Consider the following 14,917-nt stretch of genomic DNA (forward strand, 5'->3'; position numbering starts at 1 on the left):
GCGGACACGCCCGCATGAGCGCGATTGAAAACGAAGGCGGGCGCGGCAGCGCCCGCGCCGTAGCCCTTGCATCTTCCCTTGGCCGATTCCTGGTCATTGCGGTGACGACCTATCTTGGTCTTCTCGCGGTCACCTTCTTCATTGGCCGCGTCATCCCGATCGATCCGGTGCTGGCCGTTCTGGGCGACCGGGCACCCGCCAATGTCGTGGAGCGCACGCGCCGCGAGATGGGCCTCGACCTGCCGTTGATCGAGCAGTTCTACATCTATGTGAAACATGCGCTGAGCGGCGATTTCGGCACCTCGGTTCTGACCACCAACCCTGTCATGACCGATATCCGCCGCGCCCTTCCGGCAACCACGGAACTGGCTACATTGGGGACACTGATCGGCGCGTTGTTCGGTGTGCCACTCGGGGTGCTGGCCGCGGTCAAACGCGGCAGCTTCGTCGACCAGGTCGTGCGCATCATCGGCCTGATCGGCTATTCCGTACCCATCTTCTGGCTGGGTCTGCTGGCCCTGGTGCTGTTCTACGCCAAACTGCAATGGGTGGCCTTCCCTGCACGGCTCGATGTCGTCTACGAATACACTTTCACGCCGATCACCGGTTTCTACCTGCTCGACTCCTCCATGCAGGGACAGTGGGACGTCTTCTACGACGCCTTCCGTCACATCATCCTGCCGGCCTCGCTGCTCGGCTATTTCTCGCTGGCCTACATCAGTCGCATGACGCGCTCGTTCATGCTCAACGAACTCGCCCAGGAATATGTCGTCGCCGCGCGCGCCAAGGGCCTGTCGGAAACCCGCATCATCTGGGGCCACGCGCTGCGCAATGCCGCCGTGCCGATGGTGACCGTGATCGCGTTGTCCTATGCCGGGCTGCTCGAGGGCTCGGTGCTGACCGAGACTGTCTTCTCCTGGCCGGGCATCGGCCTCTACATCACCAACTCGCTGCAGAACGCCGACATGAACGCCGTTCTCGGCGGTACCATCGTCATCGGCTCGGTGTTCATCGCCATCAATCTTCTGTCCGACCTGCTCTACCGTGTGCTCGACCCGAGGACGAAGACAGGATGAGCGCCGAAGCGATCCAGAGCCGTCGCGAATGGTTGCTATCAGAGCGGCCGGCATCGCGCTTGCAGGCAAGGCTCGGCCGCGCCTATGTCGCGTGGCGGCGCTTTTCCGCCAACCGGCTGGCCTTTGTCGGCCTGCTGATCATCATCGCGCTGCTGCTCGTCGCCGTCCTCGCCGGTGTGCTGGCGCCGTATTCGCCGACCTTCGGTGACCTGAAGAACGCGCGGCTGCTGGCGCCGAGTGTGCAGCACTGGTTCGGCACCGACGACCTCGGCCGCGACATCTATTCGCGCATCCTCTACGGCTCCCGCTGGACGCTTTATGTCGTCGTCCTGGTCGCCATCATCGCCGCTCCCATCGGTCTCCTGGTCGGCACCGTCGCCGGCTATGCCGGCGGCTGGACCGATGCCATACTGATGCGCATCACCGACATCTTCCTTGCCTTCCCCAAGCTGGTGCTGGCGCTGGCCTTCGTCGCCGCCCTTGGCCCCGGCATCGAGAACGCCGTGCTGGCGATCGCCATCACCTCCTGGCCGCCCTATGCGCGCATCGCCCGCGCCGAGACGCTCACCGTGCGCAACTCGGACTACATCAAGGCCGTGCAATTGATGGGCGCCTCGCCTTTCCGCATCGTGCTTCGCCACATCATGCCATTGTGCATCTCCTCGCTGATCGTCCGCGTGACGCTCGACATGGCGGGCATCATCCTGACGGCCGCGGGCCTCGGCTTCCTCGGCCTTGGCGCGCAGCCGCCGCTGCCGGAATGGGGCACCATGATCGCTTCGGGTCGCCGCTTCATCCTCGACCAATGGTGGGTGGCTGGTGCGCCGGGCTTCGCCATCCTCATCGTCAGCCTCGGCTTCAACCTGCTTGGCGACGGCCTGCGCGACGCACTCGATCCCCGCAGCGGTGACCAATGAGTGGCCCCCCTGATCAGCAGCGATCCAAGAGCACGCTTCTCGACGTCGAGGATCTGCGCGTCACCTTTCCGACCCGCACCGGCATGATCGAGGCGGTGCGCGGCGTTTCCTTTTCGCTTGGCCGCGAACGCCTCGGCATCGTCGGCGAGTCCGGCTCGGGCAAGTCGCAGACAGGCCGCGCCATCATGGGCCTGACACCGCCGCAGGCCCGCATATCGGCCAATAGATTGACTTTCGACGGCATCGACCTGCTCGGCATCTCGCCGCGCCAACGCCGGGCGCTGCGGGGCAACCGCATCGCCATGATCCTGCAGGACCCGAAATATTCGCTCGATCCGGTGATGAGCATCGGCCGCCAGATCGTCGAGACGCTGCGCACCCACGAAAAGGTCGGCAAGGCCGAGGCGCGCGAGCGCGCGCTGGCCATGCTCGAGGCGGTGCAGATCCGCGATCCCAAACGCGTCTTCGACCTGCATCCGCACGAAGTGTCGGGCGGCATGGGCCAGCGCGCCATGATCGCCATGATGCTGATCGCCGGACCGGAAATGATGATCGCCGACGAGCCGACCTCGGCGCTCGACGTCACGGTGCAGCTCGACGTGCTAGGCATCCTCGACAGGCTGGTCGCGGAGCGCGGCATGGGCCTGATCTTCATCTCGCACGATCTGCGCTTGGTCTCGTCCTTCTGCGACCGCGTCATCGTCATGTATGCCGGCAAGGTCGTCGAGCAGCTCAAGGCGTCGGAATTGAGTCAGGCCCAGCATCCCTACACGCGGGGGCTGCTCAACTGCATGCCAAAAATCGGCGCCGACCGTCACCCGCTGCCGGTGCTCGACCGCAAGCCGGAGTGGGCGGCATGACTTCTGCGATTGCCGTCGACAGGCTGGAGGTGATCTTCGACCGCTTCCGCGCGCTGAAGGGCGTCAGCCTCGACGTGCAGCAGGGCGAATCCTTCGGCCTGGTCGGCGAATCCGGCTCGGGCAAATCGACATTGCTGCGGGCCATAGCCGGCCTCGCGCCGGTCGCCTCGGGCAGCATCACAGTCAATGGCAAGACGCTCGGCGCGCGCCGCGACAAGGCCTTTTACCGCGAAGTGCAGATGGTCTTTCAGGATCCTTACGGCTCGCTGCACCCGCGCCAGACCGTCGACCGCCTGCTGCAGGAGCCGCTCGCCATCCATGGTTTTGCCGATGGCGAAAAGCGGATCGAACGCGCGCTCGACGAGGTCGGCCTCGGCAACGGCTTTCGTTTCCGTTACGCGCACCAGCTTTCCGGCGGTCAGCGCCAGCGCGTGGCGATCGCGCGCGCGCTTATCCTCGAGCCCTCGATCCTGCTGCTCGACGAGCCGACCTCGGCCCTCGACGCCTCGGTGCAGGCGGAAGTCCTCAACCTGCTGGAGGAAGTCCGCCGGCGGCGCAAGCTGACCTTCCTGATGGTCAGCCACGACCTCGCCATCATCACCCATATGTGCGAGCGGCTGATGGTGATGCAGGGCGGCGAGGCGGTGGAGAATCTGGTGGCCAACGATCTCGTCGAGCGCCGTGTGACGAAGGATTATACGCGCAACCTGTTGCGGGCCAGCGACGGGTTTGTGAGAACGGCTCCGAAGCAGATCTGACGATAGTTCTCCGCTTCACGCCAAGGAGCTCGACCTCGGCTTAAGTTTCCGCAACAGCGGCGACCTCTACTTCGCCGCCCTGTTCCCGCTTCGGCTCCTTGATCCTGAACCACGTCACATAAAGCGCCGGCAGGAACAAGAGCGTGATCGCGGTACCCGCGATGATGCCGCCCATCATCGCATAGGCCATCGGCCCCCAGAACACTTCGCGCGCGATCGGGATCAGCGCCAGGCTGGCCGCGGCCGCCGTCAGCGCGATCGGCCGCATGCGGTGCTCCGTTGCCTCGATGACCGCGGCCCAGCGATCCCTGCCCTCGGCGACAAGATCCTCGATCTGCACGATCAGAATGACCGAGTTGCGGATCAGGATGCCGATCAGCGCCAAGACGCCGAGAATGGCGACGAAGCCGAGCGGCGCTCCGCTCGGCACCAGGGCCGCGACCACGCCGATCAGCCCGAGCGGCGCCACCGCCACCACCAGGAACAGGCGCTGGAAGCTCTGCAACTGCACCATCAGGATGGTCGCCATGACGAACAGCATCAGCGGCACCACGGCCGCGATCGGCCCCTGGCTCTTGGCGCTTTCCTCGACCGAGCCGGCGGTCTCGACCGAATAGCCGGCCGGCAGCTTGGCGATGAAGGCGTCGACCGACGGTTTCAACTCGTTGACGACAGTCGCCGGCAGCACGTCGCCGACCAAGCCGGCGCGCACGGTGATGGTCGGGATGCGGTCGCGTCGCCATACGGTGGGCTGCTCCAGATCGTAGCGAAAATTGGCCACCGCGGCGAGTGGGATCGCCTCGCCATTTCCGGTCGGCAACTGGATGTTTTGCAGCGTCTCGATCGAGCCGCGCTCGGCCTCGCGCGAGCGAGCCACGACGTTGATCAGGTACGTCGCGTCGCGCACCTGCGTGATCGTCGCGCCGCCCACCGTGCTGTTCAGCGTGCTGGCGATGTCGGACGAGGTGATGCCGAGTTGGCGCGCCTTGTCCTGCAGCACGTCGACCCTCAGCACACGCTGCGGTTCGTTCCAGTCGAAAGTCGGCGCTGCGAGTTTCGGATTGGCCGAGATCACGCCGGCGAATTGCTGCGCCAGTTCTCGCACCGTCTGGATGTCAGGGCCGCCGACGCGGTACTGAACGGGTCGTCCGACCGGCGGTCCGAGTTCAAGCGGCTTGATGAAGGCGTCGGTGCCGACAAACTCCGCGCGCAGCAGCTTCTCCAGCGCCGGCTTCACCCGGTTGCGCGCCTCGATGCTCTTGGTGACGATCACCGTCTGGCCGAAGTAGGGATTGGCCGGCTGCACATCATAGGCCAGCACGAAGCGCACGGCGCCCTGACCGATATAGGAGGAAAAGTGGTCGATGTCGGGATTGCCGACCAGCGCCCGCTGTTCGAAGCGCTCCATCTGGTCGCGCGTCTCGGTAATCGAGGAGTTCTGCGGCAGGTTCCAATCGACGATCAGCTCCGGCCGGTCGGAAGGTGGGAAGAACTGCTGCTGCACCAGGCCGAAGCCGGCGATCGAGGCGGCGAACAGAAGCACGGTCACGACGATGGTCAGCCAGTGATGGCGCACCGAGCCGACAAGGACGCGCCGGAACAGCGACGTGAGACGCCCTGGCTGGTCGTGATGCTTGGTCTTCATCGTCGCCGGCAGGATGGTCACGCCAAGCAGCGGCGCGAACAGCACCGCCACGATCCATGACACCAGCAGCGACACCGCGATGACGACGAACAAGGTGAAGGTATATTCGCCGGCAGCACTCGAGTTGAGCCCGATCGGGATGAAGCCCGCGACCGTCACCAGCGTGCCGGTCAGCATCGGGAAGGCGGTCGAGGTGTAGACATAGGTCGCCGCCTTGCGCAGGCTGTCGCCGACCTCCAGCCGTGCCACCATCATTTCGACCGCGATCATCGCGTCGTCGACCAGCAGCCCGAGCGCGATGATCAGAGCGCCGAGCGAAATGCGCTGCAGCGATATCCCCAGATACTCCATGACCGTGAAGGTGATGGCCAGCACCAGCGGGATCGACAGCGCCACCACGAAACCGGCGCGCATGCCAAGGCTGATGAACGAGACGGCAAGCACGATCGCCACCGCCTCGAACAGCGCACGCGTAAACCCTGAGACCGCCTCCTCGACGATGACAGGCTGGTCGGCCACCAGATGCACGCCGACGCCGACCGGCAGGTCGGCCAGCACCTTGTTCATCTCCTCATGCAGCGCCTCGCCGAATTTGAGCAGATTGGCGTTGGGCTTCATGCCGATGGCAAGCCCGATCGCGTTCTGGCCGTTGAAGCGGAACAAGGCCGTCGGCGGGTCGGCATAACCGCGCGTGATCGTCGCCACGTCGCTCAGCCGGAAGAACCGATCGTTGACGCGCAGGTTGATGGCGCGCAGGCTCTCCTCGGAGGTGAACTGGCCGCCGACGCGCACGCTGATGCGCTCCGGCCCGGACTGGATGACGCCGGACGGGGTGATCGCATTCTGGGCCTGCAGGCTGGCGACGATTTGCTGCTGGTTGAGGCCAAGCGCCGCTATCTGGCGCGTCGAGAATTCGAGATAGATGGCCTCGTCCTGCGCGCCGACTAGATCGACCTTGCCGGCATTGGGCACGGTCAGGATCTTGGTCCTGACATCCTCCACATAGTCGCGCAACTGTCGTGGCGTCAGCCCGTCTGACGTGAAGGCATAGATGTTGCCGTAGACATCGCCGAAGCGGTCGTTGAAGAACGGTCCCTGCACGCCTTGCGGAAATTGCGCCTTGATGTCGTTGACCATGTTGCGCACCTGAAGCCAGTTCGGCACGACGTCGCGCGCCTTGGTGGTGTCCTTCAGGTTGACGAAGATGACGGTCTGGCCGGCGGTGGTGACGGATCTGGTGAAGTCGAGGCTGTCGAGCTCCTCGAGCTTTTTCTCGATGCGATCGGTCACCTGCTGCACCGTCTCCTTGACCGAGGCACCCGGCCAGTTGGCCTGGATGATCATGGTCTTGATGGTGAAGTTGGGGTCTTCCTCGCGGCCGAGATTAAGATAGGAAAATACGCCGGCCACGACGAAGACCAGCATGAAATACCAGACCAGCGAGCGGTGATTGAGCGCCCAGTCGGAGAGGTTGAAGCCCTTCATGAGGCCCCTCCCGCGGGCACTTTTACCTTCTGGCCGTCGACGAGGCTGTGAACGCCGGCGGTGACGACGCGCATGCCGGCTTCGAGCCCTTCCGCCACGGTGAAAGTGCCGCCAGCCTTCCACGCGACCTTGATATCGCGCGCGCTCACGCTCGACGTCTTTGGATCGACGATCCACACTTTTTCAGAACCGTTTTTTTCGAGCAGCGCCGAGATGGGCAGTTCGATCGTTGGTACGACCTTGGTCATCCGGGTCGCGGTTACCGTCGAACCGAGCCTGAAGGCTTGCGGCGGATTGGTGAGCGTCAGCTTGACGCGCCGGGTGCGGGTCGAGCCTTCGGACTGGGGCGCGATCTCGCGCAGCTTGGCCTCTGTCTGGATTGTCGGCAGCGACTGCAAGATGACCTGGAAGGGCGTGCCGGCCGAGAGATCGCTGGTCAACTGGTCGGGAATATCGACAACCGCTTCACGCGGGTCCGAGAGTGCCACGGTGACGACCGTCTGGCCCGGTGAGACGGTTTGGCCGACCTCCGCGCCGACGGCGGTGACGACGCCGTCGAAATCCGAGAACAGCCTGGCGTAGCCGAGCTGCTCCTGGGACTTGGCCAGCGAAGCCTTGGCCCGCTCGACGCTGGCTTCCGCGGCTTTGCGTGCCTGCTGCGCGGCATCGAAGACGGACTGCGACGTATTGGCCGAGGTGAGCAACTGGCGCTGGCGCTCCTCGCTGGCGGCGGCATTGGCGAACTGCGCCTGCGCATTGGAGAGTTCGGCCCTGGCCGCCTGGACGGCCAGCTCCAGCGCGGTTGGATCGAGTGCCGCGATCGTCGTGCCCTTGCTGACGATGTCGCCGACCTTGACGTCACGAGAGACGACGCGACCGAGCAGTCGGAAGGCAAGATCGGCACTGACCTGTGGTTCGACCGAGCCGGCGAAACCGAAGATCTGGGTGGTGCGCGGCTCGACCACGACCGACAGCACCGGCCGGACGATCTCCGGCGGTTTTTCCTCCGATTTCGAACAGGCTGCGAGCGTGCCAAGCGCGGCAAGGCCAAGCAGGAGCCGCTTCATTGCGCTGCTCCCGATATTTCGACTGTCTGGCCGGGGTTGAGCAATTGCCCGCCTGATGTAACGACGCTCTGGCCTTCGTTAAGTCCCTTGGCAATGACGACGGTACCCGAATCGAACGCCAGCACCTCGACCGGCGTCGTCGCGACTGCCTTGGTCGCGGGATCGACGATCCAGACCGCCGGCTTGCCGGCGCTGGATGTCAGGGCCTGCCAGGGCAACAGGATCGCCTTCGCCGGCTTGGCGCCGACCGAGCCGATGACGGCCGCCCCCAGCGGCATGCCGGCGGGCGTCTCGGGAATGGCGACCTTGACCCTTATCGAGCCCGAAGCCGGGTCGACCGCCGGCGAGATCTCGCGCACCTTGCCCGTTGCTCTGACCTGCGGATCGGATAACAGCGTGATCGTCACCGCCGGCGAGGCCGGTGTCCTCGCGACCAGCGTTTCCTGCACGTTGAACACGGCGTCGCGGTCGCCGTCCTCGGCAACGGTGAAGACGGTCTGCGCCGCCTGCACCACCTGGCCGGCTTCGACCTGGCGGGCGGTGATCACGCCGGCGGCACCGGCCTTGAGTTCGGTGAAAGACAGGTTCTGCCGGGCATTGGCGAGTGCGCTCTGCGCGGCATCGACGCTGCCTTGCGCCACCTTCAGTGCCTGGTCGGCCGCGTCGTAATCGCGCCTGGTGGTGAAGCCCTGGGCAAGCAGCGTCTTTTGCCGCTCGAAAGTGGCCGCGGCCTGGGTCAGTTGCGCCTGCGCGGCATCGAGATCGGCCTGCGCCGATCGCAGATCGGATTCCTGCTCCTGCGGATCGATGCGGGCAAGCACTGTCCCCTGATCGACATGCTGGCCGACATCGACAAGCCGCTCGGCGACGCGTCCGCCAACCCGGAACGAAAGATTGTTCAGCGTGCGCGCCGCGATCACCCCGGTCAGCGAGGTTCTCGGCGCATAGTCGGCCATCGCCACCGTTTCGGTGCGTACCATGACCGGCAGCTTCTTTTCCGCCGCCGCCTGCTTTTGGCAACCGGCGAGCAGCGCCAGGGCCGTGCAGGCGAGAATTGAAGCGGCTGGAAAAGACAAAAGGCTAGGAGTTTTGGCGGATGGCGGCGAGACGGACGATGTCACGTTCCTGCTCATGGCTCCCCTCGGCCGCGCGCCGGTCGCTGATCGCGGTCCCTCGCGGATAGTCAGGAGGATAGTCGATCCCGAAAAAAAGGAAACCGGTCTCGTAGACGTATCGCCGGACTGGTTAAGTCAGGCCCAATCGACCCTGCGATGGTGCCGGCTTGAGGAAAACCTGAAATAGGGCCAGAAGGGAACTCAACGGCATCAAACAGAACGGGCGCCGGCCCGGTGAGGGATACGATGAAGAACTCCGCCATTTCCGAACGCAAGAACCAATCGATCTCGCGCGGCGTCGGCATGACCACGCAAATCTACGCCGATCGGGCCGAGAATTCGGAGATCTGGGATGTCGAGGGCCGCCGCTATATCGACTTCTCCTCGGGCATCGCCGTCGTCAACACCGGCCATCGCCATCCTAGGGTGATCGAGGCGGTCAAGGCGCAACTCGACCGCTTCACCCACACCTGCCACCAGGTCGTGCCTTACGAGAGCTATGTGCGGCTGGCCGAACGGCTGAACGCCATGCTGCCCGGCAAGTTCGAAAAGAAGACGATCTTCGTCACCACCGGCGCCGAGGCGGTGGAGAATGCCATCAAGATCGCTCGCAACGCCACCGGCCGCCAGGCCGTCATCGCCTTCGGCGGCGGCTTCCACGGCCGCACCTTCATGGGCATGGCGCTGACCGGCAAGGTCGTGCCCTACAAGGTTGGCTTCGGCGCCATGCCGGGCGACGTCTACCACGTGCCGTTCCCCGTGCAACTGCATGGCGTCTCGGTCGCCGATTCGCTGGCGGCACTCGACAAGTTGTTCAAGGCGGATGTCGATCCGGCCCGCGTCGCCGCGATCATCATCGAGCCGGTTCAGGGCGAGGGCGGGTTCTACGACGCGCCGCGTGAACTCCTGACGGCGCTGCGCAAGCTGTGCGACCAGCACGGCATGCTGCTCATCGCGGACGAAGTGCAGACCGGCTTTGCCCGCACCGGCAGGATGTTCGCCATGGACCATCACGAGGTGGCGGCCGACATCACCACGATGGCCAAGAGCCTGGCCGGCGGCTTCCCGCTTGCGGCGGTCACCGGCCGCGCCGAGATTATGGATGCGCCCAGCCCCGGCGGGCTCGGCGGCACCTATGGCGGCAGCCCGATCGGCGTCGCCGCGGCACACGCCGTCCTGGATGTCATCGAGGACGAAAAGCTCTGCGACCGCGCCAACACGCTGGGTGCGCGGCTGAAGCAGCGTCTGCAGTCGATCCGTGACGACGTGCCCGAGATCGTCGACATCAGGGGTCTGGGCTTCATGAACGCGGTTGAGTTCAACGACGTCAAGAAGGGCCTGCCGTCGGCCGAGATCGCCAACGCGATCCGCCTGAAGGCTCTCGACAAGGGTCTGATCCTGTTGACCTGCGGCGTCTACGGCAACGTCATCCGCTTCCTGGCGCCGATCACCATCCAAGACGAGGTCATGAACGAAGCGCTCGACATTCTGGAAAGCTCGATCCGCGAAGTCTGCGCAGCCTGATCGACAAGGACGAGCGTTCCGATTCACATGTCTTTGGGCATTCTTTTCTTCCTCGAAGATGCCCTCAATATCGCGCGCGCCGTGCAAAATGCGCTCGACGCGCACGTCGTTGCCCTGGGCGGTGTAGAAAATTGTATATTTTTGGACGCGACGGACCGCAGATCAGGCCAAAGCTCGGAACGAGGTGCGCCTCCGCGTGGCGCATTCTCTATGCGGCCACATCGTCCGCGAAGCGCCGCTATAAAACGGTGAGCGGCGGGCGAATTTTCAGCATGGATGTAATCGCCGATCTCCTCGATGTCCTGCACCGCGGCAGGCGCAAAACTGAGGGCCATTACTTGTGGGTTCCACCGCTGTATTTTTTCTCCAGCCGGTCAAAAACGCTGTTGGCCTGAATGCCCGGTCCGCTTTCTACACCCTTGCGGATGTCCTCACGCAGTGCCGCAAGTTTCGTTTGCCGCTGCTCCTCGCGTTCCTCCAAGAGGCGCAGGCTATCACGCACAACTTCGCTGGCGCTGGCATAGCGGCCGCTTTCAACCAGTTCGCGCACGAACGTTTCGTAGCGAGGTCCGATGCTGTAGCTCGCAGGCATGGGGACGGCCTTCCATTTTATCCGAGATTATCAATTTATGATAAGCTCATTGATTTTTTTGGCAAGATCCCGGCCTGCTTTAGCCCGTAACCCGGGCAGGCTCGTCCTGGTGAAATTGTGCCAATGCCGCCTTCAGCCCTTCGGGACCCGTGGCCACCGTCTGCGGTGTCGGCGAGAAGCCGGCACCGAGCATCTTGCGGCCAAGCATGTGGTCGCCGGGGCGGTTGACGGACTCGATGCCGAGCAGCCGGTCTCCCGCGTAGTGGTAGATCGAGAACTTGTTGTCGGGCAGGTCACCGAGCACGACATGGCTGTCGCCGCCTGATGTCAGCCCGACCATCTGCAATTTCATGTCGCCAATGTCGGACCAGAACCATGGCACCGCCGAATAGGCGTCGGCGTGGCCTGATATGGTGCGCGCGGCGAGCCGCGCCTGGTCGGTGGCGTTTTGCACCGATTCCAGCCGCACGTCGCCGCCGGTGAACCAGTGCCGGTACGAGGCGGCGTCGCCGATGGCGAGGATGTCCGGTACCGAGCTGCGCATCTGGTGATCGACGCGGATGCCGTTGGCGATGGTGAGGCCGGCTTCCTGCGCCAGTTCGACATTCGGCACGGCACCGATGCCCACCACGACCATGCGCGCCGGCAGCCTTTCGCCTGAGGTGGTGATCGCTGCGGTGACATGGCCGTCTTCGCCTTCGAGCCTTGCAATCGAGGTGCCGGTCAGGATGCGCACGCCTGTCGATTCCAGCCTTTGCCGGACATGGCTGGCCACCACCGGCGCCACGGCGCGGCCAAGCAGCCGGTCGACCGCCTCGACAACGGTGACGGTGCGGCCCGCCGCCCGAAGCGTCGCGGCGATTTCCAGTCCGATGAAGCCGCCGCCGAGAATAACGACATCTTCGCTGTGCGCGCTCAAGTCCCGGATCAGCCGGGCATCGGCCAGCGAGCGCAGCGACACCACGCCGAACAGCTCCGCGCCGGGTAATGGCAAGGCACGCGGGCGCGATCCGGTCGCCAGGATCAGATGGTCGAAGGCAAGTGCACCACCGCCGGCAATGTCGAGACTGCCGCGGCCGGTATCGATGCGCTCGATCCGGATGCCCGGCCGGTAGTCGATGGCGCTGCCGGTGTAGAAGGCTTCGCCGCGCAAGGGCTGCGGTTTGGCCGTGGCATCCTTGATGAAGGTCTTCGACAGCGGGGGCTTGTGATAGGGCAGTTCATTCTCGTCGCCCACCAGGATCACCGGCCCATCATAGCCATCCTCGCGCAGACTGGCGGCCGCCTGCACGCCCGCATGACCCGCACCGACAATGACCACGCCGTTCTTCATCGCATTCCGATCCCGATTCGATCCTAGGACGTCTCGCCAAGCGGCAATTGCCTGGCACCGCCGCAAGAGAATGTCTGCGGGTCGCACCCGGGATGGCGACTGTCAATCGTACAGTTCGGCCGCAAAGTCGGTGCAAGGGAACGCGTAAAGTTGACAGTTGTAGTTTAGAATAATTCTAAACTGTTGTTTCGATTAGGTTTTTCAGCAATTTCCGTTGACTCCATCGAACTCGAAGTTTTAAGGAAGCTTGCGCATTGGCGCATCCCTTTGATGTCTGGGCCTTGAACCCGTTCGATTGGAGGCATTTTGGTGTCTGTCTTCCCTGAGCCGCGCGGCAGCGCGGCATATCTTGCGGCCGGTGGCATGCACACGGCCTGGTGCCGGTTGCCGCGCGCGCCGTTTGCGGAATTCCCGAGAAACTGGAGAGCGATAATGACGGCACGATATGGCGGTAGGCTTGTGGCGATCGGCGCCACGGCGCTGCTGACGGCGGCGGTGTTCGTGCTGCCTGCAAAGGCGCAAACCGATGCGAAGGCGGTGATCAAGACCTATTCCGACATCGCGCTTGCCAAGTACGAGGATTCGCTAACCACGGCGCGGGCGCTGGACAAGGCGGTCGACGCGCTGCTGGCCAACCCGTCGGCGGAAACGCTCAATGCCGCCCGCGACGCCTGGAAGGCGGCGCGCGTGCCCTACCAGCAGACCGAGGTCTATCGCTTCGGCAACAAGATCGTCGACGACTGGGAGGGCGAGGTGAATTCCTGGCCGCTGGACGAAGGCCTGATCGACTATGTCGCCAAGAGCTACGGCACGGAATCGGACGCGAATTCTCTCTACACCGCCAATGTGATCGCCAACAAGGAGATCGAAATCAACGGCAAGAAGATCGACGCCTCGACGCTTTCGCCGGAATTCCTCTCCGGGACCTTGCAGCAAGCCGGCGGTATCGAGGCCAACGTCGCTACCGGCTATCACGCCATCGAGTTCCTGCTCTGGGGTCAGGACCTGCACGGCAGCGGTCCAGGCGCCGGCGAGCGTCCCTATACGGACTACGACCTCAAGAACTGCACCGGCGGCAATTGCGACCGCCGCACACAGTACCTGAAATCGGCAACTGACCTTCTGGTCTCCGACCTGCAGAAGATGGTCAACGACTGGAAGGAAGACGGCGCCGCGCGCAAGAACCTCGTCGATGGCGAGCCGAACACCGCGATCTCGATCATCTTCACCGGCATGGGCTCGCTCTCCTACGGCGAACTGGCCGGCGAGCGCATGAAGCTCGGCCTGCTGCTGCACGATCCCGAAGAGGAGCATGACTGCTTCTCCGACAACACCTACAATTCTCATCTCTATGATGCAGTCGGCATTCGCGCCGCCTATCACGCCAGCTACACACGGCTGGATGGTACCGTCGTTTCGGGTCCCTCGGTGCACGACATGGTCAAGGCAGCGGATCCGGCAATCGACAAGGAACTGTCCGACAAGCTCGATGTTTCGGTCGCCAAGATGGAAGCCATCAAGGCACGGGCATTGGCCGGCGAGGCCTACGACCAGCAGATCGCCGAGGGCAATACGGCGGGCAATGCCACCGTGCAGGCGGCAATCGACGCATTGATCGACCAGACCAAGTCGATCGAACGCGCCGTCGGCGCCTTGAAGCTGAACAACATCGCCTTCGAAGGCTCCGACAGTCTCGACGCGCCCGACAAGGTGTTCAAGTAAGCCCCCAGCCAAACGGCGCATCGGAGCGCCGTCAGCCAGAGCGACGAAATGCTGATCTGCCATTGCAACATCATCACCGAGAAGGAGATCGAGCAGACGATCATCGGCCTGCTGGATCAGGATCCCTGGCAGCTCATCGTGCCGGCAAAGGTCTATCACGCCATGCACAAACGGGGTCGCTGTTGCGGCTGCTTCCCAAATGTGGTCGAAACGATCATTCGGGTCACCGAGAACTACCACGCCCGCTCGCAGGCAAGCGGCGTGGACATCGTTTCACATCTGGATCGCGTCAGAGGCCTGCGCGTCCAATACGGGAGCAGGACCCATGAAAGGCGAACCACAGATCATCGAGCGGCTTAACGAGGCTCTCTTTCTGGAGCTCGGCGCCGTCAACCAGTATTGGGTGCATTTCCGCCTGCTCGAGGATTGGGGATACGCCAAGCTGGCCAAGAAGGAGCGGGCGGAATCGATCGAGGAGATGCACCACGCCGACAAGCTCGTCGCCCGCATCATCTTCCTTGAAGGCCATCCCAACCTGCAGTCCGTGGCGCCGCTGCGCATCGGCCAGAACGTCAAGGAAGTGCTCGAATCCGACCTGGCCGGTGAATATGACGCGCGCACTGCGTATAAGCGCTCGCGCGAAATCTGCGAGGAAGCGGGCGACTACGTGACGATGAAACTGTTCGAGGAACTGCTCGCCGACGAGGAAAGCCATATCGACTTCCTCGAGACGCAGCTCGACCTGCTGGCCTCGATCGGTGAGGAAAAGTACGGCCAGCTCAACGCCGCACCGGCGGACGAGGCAGACTAAGGATATGCGGGA

The 14,917-nt window shown here is 63.9% G+C and carries 15 protein-coding genes; 9 read left to right on the forward strand and 6 right to left on the reverse strand.

Features of this window, described 5'->3' with window-relative positions; translation table 11 throughout:
* Positions 1-14: 14 nt before the first annotated feature.
* From FJ936_RS02695 to FJ936_RS02710, 4 genes are read left to right on the forward strand one after another with little or no spacing between them, the layout of a single operon-like run.
* A complete protein-coding gene (locus tag FJ936_RS02695; RefSeq protein ID WP_140787101.1) occupies positions 15-1,076 on the forward strand; it encodes an ABC transporter permease in 1,062 nt (353 codons plus the stop codon).
* A complete protein-coding gene (gene nikC / locus FJ936_RS02700) occupies positions 1,073-1,993 on the forward strand; it encodes a nickel transporter permease (RefSeq protein ID WP_140787103.1) in 921 nt (306 codons plus the stop codon). Before FJ936_RS02695 ends, nikC begins: the two co-directional genes overlap by 4 nt.
* Complete coding sequence (locus FJ936_RS02705) at positions 1,990-2,853, forward strand: ABC transporter ATP-binding protein (RefSeq protein WP_140614795.1); 864 nt, start codon at positions 1,990-1,992, stop codon at positions 2,851-2,853. The genes nikC and FJ936_RS02705 overlap by 4 nt, the downstream gene beginning before the upstream one ends.
* Positions 2,850-3,611, forward strand: coding sequence for an ABC transporter ATP-binding protein (locus FJ936_RS02710; protein ID WP_140787105.1), 762 nt, complete (start codon positions 2,850-2,852; stop codon positions 3,609-3,611). The genes FJ936_RS02705 and FJ936_RS02710 overlap by 4 nt, the downstream gene beginning before the upstream one ends.
* Positions 3,612-3,651: 40 nt before the next feature.
* Here FJ936_RS02710 and FJ936_RS02715 read toward each other — a convergent pair whose 3' ends face one another.
* Genes FJ936_RS02715 through FJ936_RS02725 form a run of 3 tightly spaced genes read right to left on the reverse strand, consistent with a single transcriptional unit; the run spans position 3,652 to position 8,788 of the window.
* Positions 3,652-6,741, reverse strand: a complete 3,090-nt coding sequence (locus FJ936_RS02715; protein ID WP_140787107.1) for an efflux RND transporter permease subunit — start codon at positions 6,739-6,741, stop codon at positions 3,652-3,654.
* Positions 6,738-7,808, reverse strand: coding sequence for an efflux RND transporter periplasmic adaptor subunit (locus FJ936_RS02720; RefSeq protein WP_141906083.1), 1,071 nt, complete (start codon positions 7,806-7,808; stop codon positions 6,738-6,740). The genes FJ936_RS02715 and FJ936_RS02720 overlap by 4 nt, the downstream gene beginning before the upstream one ends.
* Complete coding sequence (locus tag FJ936_RS02725) at positions 7,805-8,788, reverse strand: efflux RND transporter periplasmic adaptor subunit (RefSeq protein ID WP_246680395.1); 984 nt, start codon at positions 8,786-8,788, stop codon at positions 7,805-7,807. Before FJ936_RS02725 ends, FJ936_RS02720 begins: the two co-directional genes overlap by 4 nt.
* Between FJ936_RS02725 and FJ936_RS30770 the strand changes: the two genes are divergently transcribed.
* Both FJ936_RS30770 and FJ936_RS02730 read left to right on the forward strand, forming a co-directional pair.
* A complete protein-coding gene (locus tag FJ936_RS30770) occupies positions 8,787-9,110 on the forward strand; it encodes a hypothetical protein (protein WP_224593542.1) in 324 nt (107 codons plus the stop codon). The two genes, FJ936_RS02725 and FJ936_RS30770, sit on opposite strands and share 2 nt — an antisense overlap.
* A 59-nt stretch (positions 9,111-9,169) precedes the next feature.
* Positions 9,170-10,447 carry a 4-aminobutyrate--2-oxoglutarate transaminase gene (locus FJ936_RS02730; protein WP_015314032.1) on the forward strand — a complete coding sequence of 426 codons (1,278 nt, stop codon included), beginning with the start codon at positions 9,170-9,172 and terminating at the stop codon, positions 10,445-10,447.
* 23 nt (positions 10,448-10,470) lie between these two features.
* On the opposite strand, the gene FJ936_RS02735 is transcribed toward FJ936_RS02730, so the two are convergent.
* From FJ936_RS02735 to FJ936_RS02745, 3 genes are all read right to left on the reverse strand, one after another.
* Positions 10,471-10,782, reverse strand: coding sequence for a type II toxin-antitoxin system RelE/ParE family toxin (locus FJ936_RS02735; protein ID WP_246680396.1), 312 nt, complete (start codon positions 10,780-10,782; stop codon positions 10,471-10,473).
* Entirely contained in the window at positions 10,782-11,039 is a 258-nt protein-coding gene (locus FJ936_RS02740; protein ID WP_140787113.1) for a type II toxin-antitoxin system ParD family antitoxin, read from the reverse strand. Before FJ936_RS02740 ends, FJ936_RS02735 begins: the two co-directional genes overlap by 1 nt.
* Before the next feature lie 79 nt (positions 11,040-11,118).
* Positions 11,119-12,372: an FAD-dependent oxidoreductase gene (locus tag FJ936_RS02745; RefSeq protein ID WP_140787115.1), complete on the reverse strand. Its 1,254-nt coding sequence runs from the start codon at positions 12,370-12,372 to the stop codon at positions 11,119-11,121.
* 432 nt (positions 12,373-12,804) lie between these two features.
* On the opposite strand from FJ936_RS02745, the gene FJ936_RS02750 reads away from it, so the two are divergent.
* From FJ936_RS02750 to bfr, 3 genes are read left to right on the forward strand one after another with little or no spacing between them, the layout of a single operon-like run.
* A complete protein-coding gene (locus FJ936_RS02750) occupies positions 12,805-14,094 on the forward strand; it encodes an imelysin family protein (protein WP_140787117.1) in 1,290 nt (429 codons plus the stop codon).
* Between the two features lie 48 nt (positions 14,095-14,142).
* The gene (locus tag FJ936_RS02755) at positions 14,143-14,454 is read left to right on the forward strand and encodes a (2Fe-2S)-binding protein (protein WP_140614790.1); all 312 of its coding nucleotides are present in this window, start codon (positions 14,143-14,145) and stop codon (positions 14,452-14,454) included.
* Positions 14,420-14,905: a bacterioferritin gene (gene bfr, locus FJ936_RS02760; RefSeq protein WP_015314026.1), complete on the forward strand. Its 486-nt coding sequence runs from the start codon at positions 14,420-14,422 to the stop codon at positions 14,903-14,905. Before FJ936_RS02755 ends, bfr begins: the two co-directional genes overlap by 35 nt.
* The last annotated feature ends 12 nt before the right edge of the window (positions 14,906-14,917 follow it).

The sequence above is a fragment of the Mesorhizobium sp. B2-4-13 genome, from assembly GCF_006658535.1.
GTDB classification, from domain to species: Bacteria; Pseudomonadota; Alphaproteobacteria; order Rhizobiales; family Rhizobiaceae; genus Mesorhizobium; species Mesorhizobium australicum.

What these genes read in the sequence shown, in the direction of transcription:
- FJ936_RS02695 (WP_140787101.1), top strand. Translation starts at nt 15, where the DNA reads ATGAGCGCGATTGAAAACGAAGGCGGGCGCGGCAGCGCCCGCGCCGTA.
- nikC (WP_140787103.1), top strand. Translation starts at nt 1,073, where the DNA reads ATGAGCGCCGAAGCGATCCAGAGCCGTCGCGAATGGTTGCTATCAGAG.
- FJ936_RS02705 (WP_140614795.1), top strand. Translation starts at nt 1,990, where the DNA reads ATGAGTGGCCCCCCTGATCAGCAGCGATCCAAGAGCACGCTTCTCGAC.
- FJ936_RS02710 (WP_140787105.1), top strand. Translation starts at nt 2,850, where the DNA reads ATGACTTCTGCGATTGCCGTCGACAGGCTGGAGGTGATCTTCGACCGC.
- FJ936_RS02715 (WP_140787107.1), bottom strand. Translation starts at nt 6,741, where the DNA reads ATGAAGGGCTTCAACCTCTCCGACTGGGCGCTCAATCACCGCTCGCTG.
- FJ936_RS02720 (WP_141906083.1), bottom strand. Translation starts at nt 7,808, where the DNA reads ATGAAGCGGCTCCTGCTTGGCCTTGCCGCGCTTGGCACGCTCGCAGCC.
- FJ936_RS30770 (WP_224593542.1), top strand. Translation starts at nt 8,787, where the DNA reads ATGACCGGCAGCTTCTTTTCCGCCGCCGCCTGCTTTTGGCAACCGGCG.
- FJ936_RS02725 (WP_246680395.1), bottom strand. Translation starts at nt 8,788, where the DNA reads ATGGTACGCACCGAAACGGTGGCGATGGCCGACTATGCGCCGAGAACC.
- FJ936_RS02730 (WP_015314032.1), top strand. Translation starts at nt 9,170, where the DNA reads ATGAAGAACTCCGCCATTTCCGAACGCAAGAACCAATCGATCTCGCGC.
- FJ936_RS02735 (WP_246680396.1), bottom strand. Translation starts at nt 10,782, where the DNA reads ATGGCCCTCAGTTTTGCGCCTGCCGCGGTGCAGGACATCGAGGAGATC.
- FJ936_RS02740 (WP_140787113.1), bottom strand. Translation starts at nt 11,039, where the DNA reads ATGCCTGCGAGCTACAGCATCGGACCTCGCTACGAAACGTTCGTGCGC.
- FJ936_RS02745 (WP_140787115.1), bottom strand. Translation starts at nt 12,372, where the DNA reads ATGAAGAACGGCGTGGTCATTGTCGGTGCGGGTCATGCGGGCGTGCAG.
- FJ936_RS02750 (WP_140787117.1), top strand. Translation starts at nt 12,805, where the DNA reads ATGACGGCACGATATGGCGGTAGGCTTGTGGCGATCGGCGCCACGGCG.
- FJ936_RS02755 (WP_140614790.1), top strand. Translation starts at nt 14,143, where the DNA reads ATGCTGATCTGCCATTGCAACATCATCACCGAGAAGGAGATCGAGCAG.
- bfr (WP_015314026.1), top strand. Translation starts at nt 14,420, where the DNA reads ATGAAAGGCGAACCACAGATCATCGAGCGGCTTAACGAGGCTCTCTTT.